The organism is Ramlibacter henchirensis (assembly GCF_004682015.1).
In the GTDB taxonomy this organism is placed as follows: domain Bacteria; phylum Pseudomonadota; class Gammaproteobacteria; order Burkholderiales; family Burkholderiaceae_C; genus Ramlibacter; species Ramlibacter henchirensis.
Genome location: NZ_SMLM01000001.1, coordinates 768,503 through 782,195, shown reverse-complemented (window position 1 = coordinate 782,195; position 13,693 = coordinate 768,503). Strand labels below are relative to the sequence as shown.

Annotated in this window: 13 protein-coding genes; 8 read left to right on the top strand and 5 right to left on the bottom strand. The window is 68.6% G+C overall.

Features of this window, described 5'->3' with window-relative positions; translation table 11 throughout:
- The first annotated feature begins 42 nt into the window (after window positions 1–42).
- From rpsA to EZ313_RS03845, 7 genes are all read left to right on the top strand, one after another.
- Complete coding sequence (gene rpsA, locus EZ313_RS03875; protein WP_135261889.1) at window positions 43–1,719, top strand: 30S ribosomal protein S1; 1,677 nt, start codon at window positions 43–45, stop codon at window positions 1,717–1,719.
- A 48-nt stretch (window positions 1,720–1,767) separates the two neighbouring features.
- A complete protein-coding gene (locus EZ313_RS03870) occupies window positions 1,768–2,067 on the top strand; it encodes an integration host factor subunit beta (RefSeq protein WP_135261888.1) in 300 nt (99 codons plus the stop codon).
- Between the two features lie 55 nt (window positions 2,068–2,122).
- A complete protein-coding gene (locus EZ313_RS03865; RefSeq protein ID WP_135261887.1) occupies window positions 2,123–2,395 on the top strand; it encodes a LapA family protein in 273 nt (90 codons plus the stop codon).
- The gene (lapB, locus tag EZ313_RS03860) at window positions 2,385–3,515 is read left to right on the top strand and encodes a lipopolysaccharide assembly protein LapB (protein ID WP_135261886.1); all 1,131 of its coding nucleotides are present in this window, start codon (window positions 2,385–2,387) and stop codon (window positions 3,513–3,515) included. Before EZ313_RS03865 ends, lapB begins: the two co-directional genes overlap by 11 nt.
- A 2-nt stretch (window positions 3,516–3,517) precedes the next feature.
- Complete coding sequence (gene rfaE1, locus EZ313_RS03855; protein WP_135261885.1) at window positions 3,518–4,447, top strand: D-glycero-beta-D-manno-heptose-7-phosphate kinase; 930 nt, start codon at window positions 3,518–3,520, stop codon at window positions 4,445–4,447.
- An 82-nt stretch (window positions 4,448–4,529) separates the two neighbouring features.
- Complete coding sequence (gene rfaD / locus EZ313_RS03850; RefSeq protein ID WP_135261884.1) at window positions 4,530–5,525, top strand: ADP-glyceromanno-heptose 6-epimerase; 996 nt, start codon at window positions 4,530–4,532, stop codon at window positions 5,523–5,525.
- A 72-nt stretch (window positions 5,526–5,597) separates the two neighbouring features.
- Complete coding sequence (locus EZ313_RS03845) at window positions 5,598–6,104, top strand: ComEA family DNA-binding protein (protein WP_135261883.1); 507 nt, start codon at window positions 5,598–5,600, stop codon at window positions 6,102–6,104.
- Window positions 6,105–6,158: 54 nt separating this feature from the next.
- Here the strand turns inward: EZ313_RS03845 and EZ313_RS03840 are convergent, their stop codons facing one another.
- The gene (locus EZ313_RS03840) at window positions 6,159–6,704 is read right to left on the bottom strand and encodes a DinB family protein (RefSeq protein WP_135261882.1); all 546 of its coding nucleotides are present in this window, start codon (window positions 6,702–6,704) and stop codon (window positions 6,159–6,161) included.
- A gap of 81 nt (window positions 6,705–6,785) precedes the next feature.
- Window positions 6,786–7,496, bottom strand: a complete 711-nt coding sequence (locus EZ313_RS03835) for an aspartate/glutamate racemase family protein (RefSeq protein WP_240788522.1) — start codon at window positions 7,494–7,496, stop codon at window positions 6,786–6,788.
- Window positions 7,497–7,546: 50 nt separating this feature from the next.
- Between EZ313_RS03835 and EZ313_RS03830 the strand changes: the two genes are divergently transcribed.
- Complete coding sequence (locus tag EZ313_RS03830) at window positions 7,547–8,515, top strand: TRAP transporter substrate-binding protein (RefSeq protein ID WP_135261881.1); 969 nt, start codon at window positions 7,547–7,549, stop codon at window positions 8,513–8,515.
- Between the two features lie 54 nt (window positions 8,516–8,569).
- Here the strand turns inward: EZ313_RS03830 and EZ313_RS03825 are convergent, their stop codons facing one another.
- The 3 genes from EZ313_RS03825 to EZ313_RS03815 form a co-directional block, all read right to left on the bottom strand.
- Window positions 8,570–9,529, bottom strand: a complete 960-nt coding sequence (locus tag EZ313_RS03825; RefSeq protein WP_135261880.1) for an alpha-E domain-containing protein — start codon at window positions 9,527–9,529, stop codon at window positions 8,570–8,572.
- A gap of 2 nt (window positions 9,530–9,531) precedes the next feature.
- Window positions 9,532–11,028, bottom strand: coding sequence for a circularly permuted type 2 ATP-grasp protein (locus tag EZ313_RS03820; protein ID WP_135261879.1), 1,497 nt, complete (start codon window positions 11,026–11,028; stop codon window positions 9,532–9,534).
- Window positions 11,029–11,139: 111 nt separating this feature from the next.
- Window positions 11,140–13,593 (bottom strand): ComEC/Rec2 family competence protein, encoded by a 2,454-nt coding sequence (locus tag EZ313_RS03815; protein ID WP_135261878.1) that lies wholly within the window; start codon window positions 13,591–13,593, stop codon window positions 11,140–11,142.
- Between the last annotated feature and the right edge of the window lie 100 nt (window positions 13,594–13,693).

Sequence of the window (13,693 nt, the reverse complement as noted above, 5' to 3'; positions counted from 1 at the left end):
CAATGGTGCCTGGCGGAACCCTGCGACGTGCAAGGAACCTGAATGTCTGAATCCTTCGCCGCCCTCTTCGAGGAATCGCTCCAGCGCGCCGAGATGCGCCAGGGCGAGGTCATCACCGCCGAAGTCGTGCGCATCGAGCACAACTTCGTCGTGGTCAACGCGGGCCTCAAGTCCGAGGCCTATGTGCCGATCGACGAATTCAAGAACGACAAGGGCGAGATCGAGGTGCAGGTGGGCGACTTCGTGTCCGTCGCCATCGACGCCATCGAGAACGGCTACGGCGACACCATCCTGTCGCGCGACAAGGCCAAGCGCCTGGCTTCCTGGATGGCCCTCGAGAAGGCCCTGGAATCCGGCGAGTTCGTCACCGGCACCACGACCGGCAAGGTCAAGGGCGGCCTGACGGTGCTGGTCAACGGCATCCGCGCCTTCCTGCCCGGATCGCTGATCGACACCCGCCCGATCAAGGACCTGACCCCGTTCGAGAACAAGACGCTCGAATTCAAGGTCATCAAGCTGGACCGCAAGCGCAACAACGTCGTGCTGTCGCGCCGCGCCGTGGTCGAAGCGTCGATGGGCGAAGAGCGCGCCAAGCTGATGGAAACCCTCAAGGAAGGCTCCATCGTCCGCGGCGTCGTCAAGAACATCACCGAGTACGGCGCGTTCGTCGACCTCGGCGGCATCGACGGCCTGCTGCACATCACCGACATGGCCTGGCGCCGCGTGCGCCACCCGTCCGAGGTGGTCCAGGCCGGCCAGGAGATCACGGCCAAGATCCTCAAGTTCGACACCGAGAAGAACCGCGTCTCGCTGGGCCTCAAGCAGATGGGCGACGACCCCTGGATGGGCGTTTCCCGCCGCTACCCGCAGGGCACGCGCATGTTCGGCAAGATCACGAACATCGCCGACTACGGCGCGTTCGTCGAGCTGGAGCCGGGCATCGAGGGCCTGGTGCACGTGTCCGAGATGGACTGGACCAACAAGAACGTGGCCCCGTCCAAGATCGTGTCGCTGGGCGACGAGGTCGAGGTCATGGTGCTGGAGATCGACGAGGACAAGCGCCGCATCTCCCTGGGCATGAAGCAGTGCAAGGCCAACCCCTGGCAGGAGTTCGCGCAGAACACCAAGCGCGGCGACCGCGTCAAGGGTCCGATCAAGTCGATCACCGACTTCGGCGTGTTCGTCGGCCTCGCCGCGGGCATCGACGGCCTGGTGCACCTGTCCGACCTGTCCTGGAACGAGCCGGGCGAGCAGGCGGTACGCAACTACAAGAAGGGCCAGGAAGTCGAGGCCATCGTGCTGGCCGTCGACGTCGACCGCGAGCGCATCAGCCTGGGCATCAAGCAGCTGGACGCCGACCCCTTCACCACCTTCGTGTCGGTGCACGACAAGGGCTCCGTGGTCAGCGGCAAGGTCAAGACCGTCGACCCGAAGGGCGCCGAGATCGACCTGGGCAACGAGATCTTCGGCTACCTGCGCGCCTCCGAGATCAGCCGTGACCGCGTGGAAGACGCGCGCAACGTGCTCAAGGAAGGCGACGAGGTCAGCGCCGTGGTGGTCAACATCGACCGCAAGACGCGCAACATCCAGCTGTCGGTCAAGGCCAAGGACATGGCCGACGAGCAGGGTGCGATGGCCAGCCTCAACCAGCAGTCGTCGCGCGAGACCGCGGGCACGACCAACCTGGGCGCGCTGCTCAAGGCCAAGCTGGAGCGATAAGCCGAAGGACAAGGCGCAGGCGCAGCCTTCGCCTTGTCTTCGCCTGTTATGACACGTTCAGACCTCGTCGAAGAACTGGCCTCCCGCTTCAGCCAGCTGACGCACCGCGACGCCGAGTACGCCGTCAAGGCGATCCTCGACGCCATGGGCGAAGCGCTGGTGCGCGGGCACCGCATCGAGATCCGCGGCTTCGGCAGCTTCTCGATCAACCGGCGCCCGCCGCGCCTGGGGCGCAACCCGCGCTCCGGCGAAAGCGTCCAGATCCCGGAAAAGCGCGTGCCCCACTTCAAGCCGGGCAAGGCCCTGCGCGAGGCGGTGGACAAGCGCACCGAGGAGATGCAGGGCTGAGCGCGGGCCTCGCGCCCGTGCCCGACCGTAGAATCCCCCACCACCGGGGAGCGCAATGAAATACCTCATGTGGCTGCTCAAGGCAGCCATTTTTTTTACCCTCTTCGCCTTCGCGCTGAACAACCAGCACGCCGCCACGGTCCACTTCTTCTTCGGCCAGTCCTGGAACGGGCCGCTGGTGCTGGTGGTGCTGGCCGCGTTCGCGCTCGGCCTGGTGATCGGCGCGGCCGGCATGGTGCCGCGCTGGTGGCGCCACCGCCGCCGCTCGCGAGACGCCAACGGCGACAGCGTCCTGACCACCCAGATGCCGCCCACGCATGGACTTTGACGTCAGCTGGCTCCTGTGGGGCCTGCCCATCGCGTTCGTGCTGGGCTGGGTCGCCTCGCGGCTGGACCTGCGCCAGCTGCGCATCGAGAACCGGCAGGCGCCGAAGGCCTACTTCCGCGGGCTGAACTTCCTGCTCAACGAGCAGCAGGACCAGGCGATCGACGCGTTCATCGAGGCGGTCCGCAACGACCCCGACACCTCCGAGCTGCACTTCGCGCTGGGCAACCTGTTCCGCCGCCGCGGCGAATACGAGCGTGCGGTGCGCGTGCACGAGCACCTGCTCTCGCGAGGCGACCTCAGCCGGGCCGAGCGGCACCGTGCCCAGCACGCGCTGGCGCTGGACTTCCTCAAGGCCGGCCTGCTCGACCGGGCCGAGGAAGCGCTGCGAAAGCTCGAAGGCAGCGCCTACGAAGGCCAGGCGCTGCTGGCGCTGCTGTCGATCTACGAGCGCTCGCGCGACTGGCCCCAGGCCGCCGAAATCGCACGCCGCTTGGAGGAATCGGGCCAGGGCAGCTTCGCCGCCCGCCGCGCGCACTACCTGTGCGAGCAGGCCTCGATCTCCGACGATGGCGCCGCGCAGAAGCTGCTGCGCGAGGCGACGGAGATCGCTCCCTCGGCGGCGCGGCCGGTGATGGAACTCGCGGCGCTGCGGCGCAAGTCGGGGGACGCCGCGGGGGCCTTCACCATGCTCGCGGACCTGGCGCAGGCCGCGCCCGCATCCACTCCCCTGCTGGCCCGGCCGCTGGCGCAATACGCCTCGGCCTGCGGCATGGAAGCCCGGGCGCTCACGCTGCTCAAGCACAGCTACGAGCAGATGCCCTCGCTCGACGTGCTGGAAGCCATCGTCGCGCTCGAGCCCGAGAGCAGCTCGCGCGACTGGTATGCGCGCCACCTCGAGCGAGAGCCTTCGCTGGTCGCCGCCTCCAAGTGGCTCGCGGGCGAGAAGCTGGAAAACGAGCAGTACCATCCCCGTGTGCAGCGCGCGCTGGACCACGCCGTGAAGCCGCTCGTGCGCTACCGCTGCGCCGCCTGCGGCTTCGAGGCCAAGCAGCATTTCTGGCAGTGCCCCGGCTGCCACACCTGGGACAGCTACCCGGCCAGACGGGTCGAAGAACTCTGAAGATGAACCCAACCAAGCAACAGCTCGCGAATGCCCGCGTGCTCGTGGTCGGCGACGCGATGCTCGACCGCTACTGGCACGGCGCCGTCGAGCGCATTTCGCCCGAAGCGCCGGTGCCAGTGGTCAAGGTCTCGCGCGAGGAAGAGCGCATCGGCGCCGCCGCCAACGTCGCCTACAACGTGGCGACGCTCGGCGCGCAGGCCAGCTTCCTGGGCGTGGTGGGCGACGACGAACCGGGGCACCGCCTCGAGTCGCTGCTGCGCGAAACCGGCATCGCCGCGCACCTCAAGCGCGACCCCGGCCTGAAGACCACCGTCAAGCTGCGCGTGATCGGCCGCCAGCAGCAGCTGCTGCGCATGGACTTCGAGAACGAACCGGACCACGAGGTGCTGGCCCTGCAGAGCAGCAGCTTCGGCGAGCTGCTGCCGCGGCAGGACGCGATCCTGTTCTCCGACTACGGCAAGGGCGGCCTCGCCCACATCCCCGCCATGATCGCGGCCGCCGCCTCCGCGAAGAAGCCGGTGCTGATCGACCCCAAGGGCGACGACTACGGCCGCTACCGCGGCGCCACCGTGATCACGCCCAACCGCGCCGAACTGCAGGATGTGGTGGGCCGCTGGACGTCCGAGGACGACCTGCGCAAGCGGGCGCACAACCTGCGCGAGTCGCTCGAACTGCAGGCACTGCTGGTCACGCGCAGCGAAGAAGGCATGACGCTGTTCGACGCGCAGGGCGAACTGCACGTCAAGGCACAGGCGCGCGAGGTGTTCGACGTCACCGGCGCCGGCGACACCGTCATCGCCACGCTCGCGGCGATGGTCGCGGCGGGCCTGCCGCTGCGCGACGCCGTGCCCATCGCCAACCGCGCCGGCGGCATCGTGGTGGGCAAGTTCGGCACCGCCACCGTTTCGTACGAGGAGCTCTTTTCATGAGCGCAGCGCAGAACCGCTTCAGGCAAGCTCGCGCCCCCTTGTGGGGCAGCGCAGTACACGAAGTGACAAGCGTGGGGGCCCTATGACGCGTGTCGTGGTCACCGGAGCCGCCGGCTTCATCGGCAGCAACATCGTCAAGGGCCTCAACGAGCGCGGCATCGACAACGTCATCGCGGTCGACGACCTCACGCAGGGCGACAAGTTCCGCAACCTGGCCGACCTGAAGATCGAGGACTACCTCGACGCCGACGAGTTCTACGGCGCGTTCGCCGAAGGCGCGTTCGGCAAGGTCGAGGCAGTGTTCCACGAGGGCGCCTGCAGCGACACGATGGAGCAGGACGGCAAGTACATGATGGACAACAACTACGGCGTGTCCTGCTCGCTGTTCGAGTCCTGCCGCGAGCGTGGGACCCGGCTGCTGTACGCATCGTCCGCCGCGGTGTACGGCGGCTCCGCCACCTTCCGCGAGACGCCGGAGTTCGAGCGCCCGCTCAACGTCTACGGCTATTCCAAGCTGCTGTTCGACCAGCGCATGCGGCGCGAATGCGGTCGGGATTTCCGCCGCACCAAGCGGCAGGTGGTGGGCTTCCGCTACTTCAATGTCTACGGCCCGCGCGAGCAGCACAAGGGCCGCATGGCCAGCGTCGCCTTCCACCAGTTCAACCAGTTCCGCGAACAGGGCAAGGTCAGGCTGTTCGGCGATTACGGCGGCTACGGGCCCGGCGAGCAGAACCGCGATTTCGTTTTCGTCGACGACGTCGTGGCCGTGAACCTGTGGTTCTTCGACCGGCCGGAGAAGTCCGGCATCTTCAACCTGGGCACCGGCCGCGCGCAGCCCTTCAATGACGTGGCCACGGCGGTCGTGTCTTCGCTCACCGGCAAGGCGCACACGGCGGAATCGGCGGCGCAGGAAGGTTTGCTCGAATACATCCCGTTCCCGGATGCGTTGCGCGGCAAGTACCAGTGCCACACGCAGGCCGACCTGGGCGCCCTGCGCGACGCGGGCTGCGAGCACGCCTTCGCGGACGTGCAGACAGGCGTCGCACGCTACATGGCGGCGCTGGGCGCGCACGGCTGAGCTGGGCCCAGGGTCAACGGGCATGGCGAATGCCCCGTTGAGGAAATCCCAACCCCAGCGAAGGAGACGCGAATGTTCAAGAAGATCCTGGCCATCGTGGCCATGCTGTTCTACACGGCGCTGGCCCTGGCCGCCGTCGACGTGAACAAGGCCACCGAGGCCGAGCTCGACAGTGTCAAGGGCATCGGCCCCGGCACCAGCAGACTCATTCTGTCCGAACGCAAGAAGGGCGAATTCAAGAGCTGGGAAGACTTCATCAGCCGCGTCAAGGGTGTCGGCGAGACGCGCGCGGCCAACCTGTCCGAAGCGGGCCTGACGGTCGGCGGCAAGTCGTACAAGCCCACGACGACGACCGGCGCGAAGAAGGACGACAAGGCGGCCACTGCCAAGTCCGAAGCCAAGGCGGAGAAGAAGGAAGCGAAGGCCGAGGCCAGTGCCGAGAAGAAGAAAGCCAATGCGGACGCCAAGGCGAAGGAAGCGCGCGCCGAAGCCAAAGCCGAGCGCAAGGAGGCCAGCGCGGAGAAGAAGGAAGACCGCGCCACCGCTTCCCGCCCCGCTGCGAGCGCCGCCAGGAAGTAAGCGGACCCCGCATCAGGAAGACGACCCGCCTCGGCGGGTCTTTTTCTTTAGCGCTCAGGGCATCGCGAGCATGTCCGTCACGCCGGGGTCCACGCCGGCTTGCATCAGCAGCGTGGTCACCTGCCCGCGGTGGTGCGTCTGGTGGTTGAAGAAATGCGTCATCGCCTTCCATGCCGCGTGCTCGCGTCGCACGCCCTTCGTGTTCGCGTAGCGCATGGTGCTGGCCAGGAAATCCGGCGACATGGCGCCGACCCAGCTTTCGATCGCGTCATCCAGTTGCCGCCTGGCGGCGCGCAACTGCCCCCAGTCTTCGTACAGCTGCGTCTCGTAGAGGGCGCCCTCCGGCACCCAGAGCACCTCCTCCGTCAGCGCCTCGAAGCGCACCCCCTGCTCCGCGAACCGCCGCAGCCAGACCCGATCGCCCCACATCAGGTGGTTCAGCGTGCCGTGGACCGAGCGGAAGAAGGCGCCGCGGTCGCGACGCCGCTCCTCGTCCGGCAGGCGTTCGCACGCGTCGTACAGGCGCGCGTTGAACCAGCGGTTGTAGGTGGCCAGCCAGCGGTACTGGTCGAGGAAGAGGTGCGGCACGGGGTTGTCCATGCGCTGATTCTCTCGAAGATCGAGCAGGGCGCGCCCCGCTCAGGTCATTGGTCCAGGCCCCCGCCGATGGCGTGACGATGCTCAGCGCCGCAGGCGCTCGTCATCCAAGAGGGACAGCAGGCGCAGCCCGCTGGCCTGGCTCGCCGCGGCCGCATGCGGAGGCATGTTCGTGCATTCCAGGACGGCAGTGCGCAGGTGCGGAGCGCGCTCGCGCAAGGCCCGGGCCGCGTTGACGACGTCGGCGCATGCGCCTTCGACATCCATGTCCGGCTGGTTGCCCAGGATGGCGCTCGCGAAAGGCCCGGCGGCATCGACGCCCTGCACGATGACGTCGGCCAGCCGTTCGCGCGGCACGCCTGCCGCCAGCAGGTGATCCGGCCCCAGGCGCTGCGAGCTGATCGTGAGCACGCCCACCTGTGGCTCGCTCGCCAGCAGTCCCGGCAACTGCAGCAGGCTCGACGTCACCACCGGAACCGGCACCGCGGCCTGAAGCTCATCCTGCAGCAGCACCAGGAAGCCGCAGCTGGTGGTGATGGCCCTCGCTCCCTGTGCGGCGAGGGCGCGCGCCGCTTCGATGAAGGGCGCGGCAAGGCCGCTGTCCCGCAGCGCCTGCGCATCCGCGACCACCCGGCGAGGCACCGCGCCCTGGATCACGGCGTGACGCACCGCGCCCCCGAAGCATTGCGGATGGCCGACGTCACCCGGCAGGCGCGGAAACCTCGTGTCCAGCATCAGCACGCCCACGAAGCCCCCGCCCGCTTGGGGTAACACCGCATCCGCCGGCGCGGACATTGCACCTATCCTGACCCGGCTTTCCATCACCCCATTCTCCCGGAGCGACCATGAAACTCAAGTTCGCGATCACCGCGGCGGCCCTGGCCCTGTCAGGCCCGGCCATGGCACAGACCAAGTGGGACCTGCCCGCGGCCTATCCCGCCTCCAACTTCCACACCGAGAACCTGGTGCAGTTCGCCAATGACGTGGAGAAGGCCACCGGCGGCAAGCTCAAGATCACCGTGCACCCCAACGCGTCGCTTTTCAAGGCGCCTGAGATCAAGCGCGCCGTGCAGGGCGGGCAGGCGCAGATCGGCGAGATCCTGCTGGTGAACTACCAGAACGAGTGGCAGATCTTCGGCGCCGACGGCATCCCCTTCCTGGCCGACAGCTACGACGCCTCGATGAAGCTGTGGCGAGCCCAGAAGCCGGTGCTGGAGAAGAAGCTCGGCGAGCAGGGCATGATGGTCCTGTTCGCGGTGGCCTGGCCGCCGCAGGGCATCTACACCAAGCGCCAGCTCAACTCCGCCGCCGACATGAAGGGCCTGAAGTGGCGTGCCTACAGCCCGGCGACGGCCCGCATCGCGGAACTGGTGGGGGCGCAGCCCGTCACGGTGCAGGCGGCCGAACTTTCGCAGGCCCTGGCCACGGGCGTGGTGGACTCGTACATGTCGTCCGGCTCCACCGGCTACGACTCCAAGACCTACGAGCACATCAAGAACTGGTACGACACGCAGGCCTGGCTGCCGAAGAACGCGGTCATCGTCAACAGCGCGGCTTTCAAGGGGCTGGACAAGCCCACGCAGGACGCCGTGCTCAAGGCCGCGGCGGACGCCGAGAAGCGCGGATGGGAGGCCAGCAAGAAGGCCAACAGCGACACGCTGGAAAAGCTCAAGGCCAACGGCATGCAGATCCTCACCCCGCCGGCGCAGCTCAAGGCCGACATGAAGAAGGTCGGCGACACCATGCTCAAGGAATGGCTGGAGAAGGCCGGCCCCGAAGGCCAGCAGCTCGTCGACGCCTATCGCAAGCTGTAAACCATCCCGCCCATGGACAAGGCGCCGCATGCGGCGCCTTTTTTCATTCGCGCTTCAGGTCGTCGCGGGCACCAGGAAGTCGCGGCTGATTCGCACGCCCAGCTCGTTCACGCGATCGAGGAACTGGGTCAGGAAGGCGTGCAGCCCGGTCGCGAGGATCTCGTCGATGCTGCCGTACTGCAGGTCGGCCCGCAGCTTGCCGGCGCGGCGCAGGGTTTCGGCCGACTGGTCGTTGGCCACCATGCCCAGGTTCTGCACCACCTCGTTCATGCTGGCGTGCAGCGAGCGCGGCATGTCCGCCCGCAGGATCAGCAGGTCGGCCACGCGCTCGGGCTTGATCACGTCGCGGTACACCTTGCGGTAGATCTCGAAGCCGGACACGCTGCGCAGGATCGCGCTCCAGTGGTAGAAGTCGTACTCCTGGTCCTGCTCCGTGGCGGCGCCGAAGAAGTCGCTCTGCACCGCGTGGAACTTCACGTCGACCAGGCGCGCCGTGTTGTCGGCGCGTTCGAGGAAGGTGCCCAGCCGCATGAAGTGCAGCGCCTCGTCCATCAGCATCGTGCCCACCGTCACGCCGCGAGACAGGTGCGAGCGGAACTTCACCCACTCGAAGAACTGGCCGGGGTCGCGCTCGAACTCGCCGATGCGCAGCATCCGGTTGAGCTCCAGCCAGGTCTGGTTCTGCGTCTCCCAGGCCTCCGTCGTCAGTGAGCCCCGCACGGCCCGCGCGTTCTCGCGCGCAGCGCGTATGCACGACAGGATGGACGAAGGATTGGTCTCGTCCTTCACCATGAACTCCATCACCCGCGAAGGCTCGATGTCGCCATGCCGCGCCGTGTACGAAGGCACCAGTTCGCTGATCGACAGCAGCCCCTGCCAGCCGACCTGCGCGACGGCCGCCGATTGCGGCAGCAGCGAGGTCTGGTAGTTCACGTCGAGCATGCGGGCCGTGTTCTCCGCGCGCTCGGTGTAGCGGGCCATCCAGAAGAGGTGATCGGCGGTCCTGGAAAGCATGGTCACACCTCCAGCACCCACGTGTCCTTGGTGCCGCCACCCTGGGACGAGTTGACCACCAGCGAGCCTTCCTTGAGCGCCACGCGCGTCAGGCCGCCGGGCACCATCTGCACCTGCTTGCCGGAGAGCACGAACGGCCGCAGGTCGATGTGGCGCGGCGCGACGCCGCTTTCCACGAACGTCGGGCACGAGGAGAGGCTCAGCGTCGGCTGCGCGATGTAGCCGGCGGGGTTCGCGATCAGCGCCTGCCGGAAGTCCTCGATCTCCTGCTGCGTGGAGGCCGGCCCCACCAGCATCCCGTAGCCGCCGGCGCCGTGCACTTCCTTGACCACCAGGTCCTTGAGGTTGGACAGCACGTACTTGAGGTCGTCCGGGTTGCGGCACATCCAGGTGGGCACGTTCGAGAGGATCGGCTTTTCGCCCAGGTAGAACTCGATCATCTTCGGCACGAACGGATAGATCGACTTGTCGTCCGCCACCCCGGCGCCGATGGCATTGCAGATCGTGACGTTGCCCGCGCGATAGGCGTCCACCAGACCGGGGCAGCCCAGCGTGGAATTGGGGCGGAACACCTTGGGATCGAGGAAGTCGTCGTCCACGCGGCGGTAGATCACGTCGACTCGGCGGGGCCCGCGCGTGGTGCGCATGTAGACGTAGCGGTCCTTGACGAACAGGTCCTGCCCTTCGACCAGCTCCACGCCCATCTGCTGCGCGAGGAAGGCGTGCTCGAAGTACGCGCTGTTGTACATGCCGGGCGTGAGCACCACCACCGTGGGATCGGGCGCGCCGGGCTGGGCCGAGGCGCGCAGCGTCTCCAGCAGCAGGTCCGGGTAGTGCGCGACCGGCGCCACGCGGTACTGGCTGAAGAGGTCGGGGAAGAGCCGCATCATCATCTTGCGGTCTTCCAGCATGTAGCTCACGCCGCTGGGCACGCGCACGTTGTCTTCCAGCACGTAGTACTCGCCCTCCCCCTTCGCGTTGGGGGCACGCACGATGTCGACGCCCGCGATGTGCGAGTACACATGGTGCGGCGTGTAGACGCCCATCATCTCCTTGCGGTACTGGGCGTTGTTCAGCACCTGGTCGGCCGGGATCACGCCCGCCTGCAGGATCTCCTGCTCGTGGTAGACGTCGTGCAGGAAGCGGTTGAGCGCGGTCACGCGCTGGATCAGACCCTTCTCGATCTCGGCCCACTCCTGCGCGGGAATGATGCGGGGGATCAGGTCGAAGGGGATCAGCCGCTCGGTGCCGGCGCCGTCCTCGTCCTTGGCGCCATAGACGGCGAAGGTGATGCCCACGCGGCGGAAGATCATCTCCGCCTCCTCGCGCCGCGCGGCCATGGCCTCTTTCGGCTGCCGGCCCAGCCAGCCGGCGTAGCGCTCGTAGTGGGCACGCACGCCCTGCAGCTGGGTCTGCGTCATCCCGCCCAGCGTCTGGGTCTGGAACTGCAGCGGACCCGAATCGGGCAGCTGCCGGAACATCTCGTCGAATCGAAGCATGCGGCCTTCTCCGTCAGCCACAGGATAGCAACAACCGGGCCTGCGAAAGGGCGGCCAACGCGCCATCGCGCAATTGCGATGCGTGCGCGGCAAGCTCTTCCGTGGGCGCGATCAGGGCGGCTGCGGCGCGGTCGCACCCGATCCGCCCTCGTCCGCTGCGGGCGGGCGGTGGTGCCAGTAGCGGCGCGCCACTTCGCGCTCGCACCGCATCTCCTGCGGGCGCGCCGACGTCCACCAGGCCGCCCCGCAGCGGTCGGATGGCACCACGGCTGCCCCGCGCTCCACGTAGCGCTCGACCACCGACGCGGCCGGATGCCCGAACCGGTTTCGGTAGCCCGCCTGCACCAGCGCCCAGCGCGGTCGCACCGCGTCCAGGAATGCGGCGCTCGACGAGGTCTTGCTCCCGTGATGCGGCACCAGCAGCACCTGCGCCTGCAAGGGCGCGACCCGATCGAGCAGCGCCCGCTCCTGCGCCGCTTCGATGTCGCCGGCCAGCAGCGCCGATGCGCCGTTGCCCGAGACCCGCAGCACGCAGCTGATGGCGTTCGCCTTCCCCGCTTGCTCCTGTCCCGTCGGGTGCAGCACGTCGAAGCGGATGCCGTCCCACTCCCACCGCTGTCCCGCCTGGCACGGTGTCACCGGCCGCAACGAAGCCAGCGGATGCCCGGGCTCCAGCGACGCGAACAGATCCGCGTCGGGATGCGCCGCCAGCACGGCGGCCGCGCCTCCGGTGTGGTCGCTGTCGCGGTGGCTCAGCATCAAACGGTCGACGCGCTCGCCCAACGCGCGCAGGAGGGGCACGAGCACGCGCTCTCCCGCGTCGCTGTCGGTGCTGAATCGCGGGCCGGTGTCGTAGACCAGCGTGTGCCGCGCGGTGCGGACGATCACGGCATTGCCCTGGCCGACGTCGGCGCCGAGCAGTTCGAACTCACCTTGCACCGGCCGCGGCGGCTGCCACAGCAACGCCGGCAGCAGCAGCGGCACGCCCAGGGCGCGCAGGGGCGGCGGCCACCGCAGCGACAACAGCAGCCCGCCCACCACGCCTGCCGCGCCCGCCCACAGCGGCGGCGCGGCGCCGCTCCACACCGCGAAGGGAAATCCCGCCAGCCATTGCAGCGCGCCGCCGAGGGTCTGCACCGCCCAGGCCGCCAGGTCCCACACCGGCGAAAGCAGCACGCCCGCCATCGCGAGCGGCGTGACGACCAGCGTCACCCACGGGATCGCCGCGAGGTTGGCCACCAGGCCGACCAGCGAGACCTGCCCGAAGAGCAGCAGCGACAGGGGCGCCAGCGCCACGGTGACGACGGCCTGCTCGCGCAGCAGCGTTCGAAGCCTCGCCAGCCCACCGGCCGCGGCGGACTCACCGGCGGCGGTGGCGAACAGCACGCCGACGGCCACGAAGCTCAGCCAGAACCCGGCGTGCATCAGTGCCCAGGGATCGGCCGTGACCACGACGGCGCACGCGAACAGCCAGGTGACCGGCCACGGCCACCGCCGCCCCGAGAGCCGCAGCCAGCCGACCGCCGCCAGCATCAGCACCGTGCGTTGCGCGGGAACGCCCCAGCCGCTGAACAGCGCGTACGCGGCGGCCAGCACCAACCCGCCCGCGAGCGCCGCGTGCGGCGCGGGCCACAGGAGACACAGGCGCGTGCTGCGTCTCCAGGCCGCGCCCAGAACGGCGGCGGCAAGCCACGCGAACATGGTGACGTGCAGTCCCGAGATCGACATCAGGTGGGCCACACCGGTGGCGCGGAACACGTCCCAGTCGGCCCGGTCGATCGCGGCCTGGTCGCCGGTCACCAGCGCGGCCACGACACCGGCTGCCTGTCGATCGACCAGGCGGGCAAGGATCGAATCACGCACCGCTTGCCTCGCCTGCTCGACCGGATATCGAAAGCTCGATCCGAGCTTTCGGGGCGCCAGATGCGCCGGGCCCGCGCGGACGTACCCGGTCGCCTGCACGCCCTGCTCCCACAGCCACAGCTCGTGGTCGAAGCCATGCGGATTGAGCTGGCCGTGCGGCGCGCGCAGCCGGACGGTGAACTGCCAGCGATCGCCGGCGCGCAGCACGGGGCCGCTCGGCTGGTCTTCGAGGCCTGCGGCAGCAGCCGGCGCTCCGGCGAACCACGCCAGCGACAGCCGCCGTGGAACCCGCACCGCGCCCGAACGATCACCGGCCCCCTCGGTTTCGAAGCGGAACCGCGGCCCGAGTTCGCTGTGCCGGGGCATGGCCGCGATGGTCCCGACAACAGTGATGTCGCGACCTTCGACAACGGGATCGAGCCCCCGGCCGGCGAAATCGCACGCGCGCAATCCCGCCAGCGCGAAAGCGATCAGCCCCGACGCCAGCACCACCAGCCCGAACGCCACGAAGCGTCCCGCGACACCCTCACGCCGCGCGCGCGCGACGCAGCCCAACAGCAGGGCAGCCACTGCGCCGGCAACGCCGAGCGCCGAGTACACCTCGCTTGACCACAGCGCCGCCTGGTGCACCTGCACCACGGCCCCGAGCACGGCGCCGCCGAGCAGCGCCTCCAACAGCCGTCGATCACCGGATGCATTCATGAGCAGCACGAGTTTGCGGCGGCATCCACGTGCGGCGCTCGTCCAGTCGCAGGAGGGCTGCGCCTCTCGGGATTTCCACCAACCCGCGCGGCGCAGCGCT

Bases quoted from the DNA above. Each gene is read 5' to 3' on its own strand.
- rpsA (WP_135261889.1), top strand. From the start codon at position 43: ATGTCTGAATCCTTCGCCGCCCTCTTCGAGGAATCGCTCCAGCGCGCC.
- EZ313_RS03870 (WP_135261888.1), top strand. From the start codon at position 1,768: ATGACACGTTCAGACCTCGTCGAAGAACTGGCCTCCCGCTTCAGCCAG.
- EZ313_RS03865 (WP_135261887.1), top strand. From the start codon at position 2,123: ATGAAATACCTCATGTGGCTGCTCAAGGCAGCCATTTTTTTTACCCTC.
- lapB (WP_135261886.1), top strand. From the start codon at position 2,385: ATGGACTTTGACGTCAGCTGGCTCCTGTGGGGCCTGCCCATCGCGTTC.
- rfaE1 (WP_135261885.1), top strand. From the start codon at position 3,518: ATGAACCCAACCAAGCAACAGCTCGCGAATGCCCGCGTGCTCGTGGTC.
- rfaD (WP_135261884.1), top strand. From the start codon at position 4,530: ATGACGCGTGTCGTGGTCACCGGAGCCGCCGGCTTCATCGGCAGCAAC.
- EZ313_RS03845 (WP_135261883.1), top strand. From the start codon at position 5,598: ATGTTCAAGAAGATCCTGGCCATCGTGGCCATGCTGTTCTACACGGCG.
- EZ313_RS03840 (WP_135261882.1), bottom strand. From the start codon at position 6,704: ATGGACAACCCCGTGCCGCACCTCTTCCTCGACCAGTACCGCTGGCTG.
- EZ313_RS03835 (WP_240788522.1), bottom strand. From the start codon at position 7,496: ATGTCCGCGCCGGCGGATGCGGTGTTACCCCAAGCGGGCGGGGGCTTC.
- EZ313_RS03830 (WP_135261881.1), top strand. From the start codon at position 7,547: ATGAAACTCAAGTTCGCGATCACCGCGGCGGCCCTGGCCCTGTCAGGC.
- EZ313_RS03825 (WP_135261880.1), bottom strand. From the start codon at position 9,529: ATGCTTTCCAGGACCGCCGATCACCTCTTCTGGATGGCCCGCTACACC.
- EZ313_RS03820 (WP_135261879.1), bottom strand. From the start codon at position 11,028: ATGCTTCGATTCGACGAGATGTTCCGGCAGCTGCCCGATTCGGGTCCG.
- EZ313_RS03815 (WP_135261878.1), bottom strand. From the start codon at position 13,593: ATGAATGCATCCGGTGATCGACGGCTGTTGGAGGCGCTGCTCGGCGGC.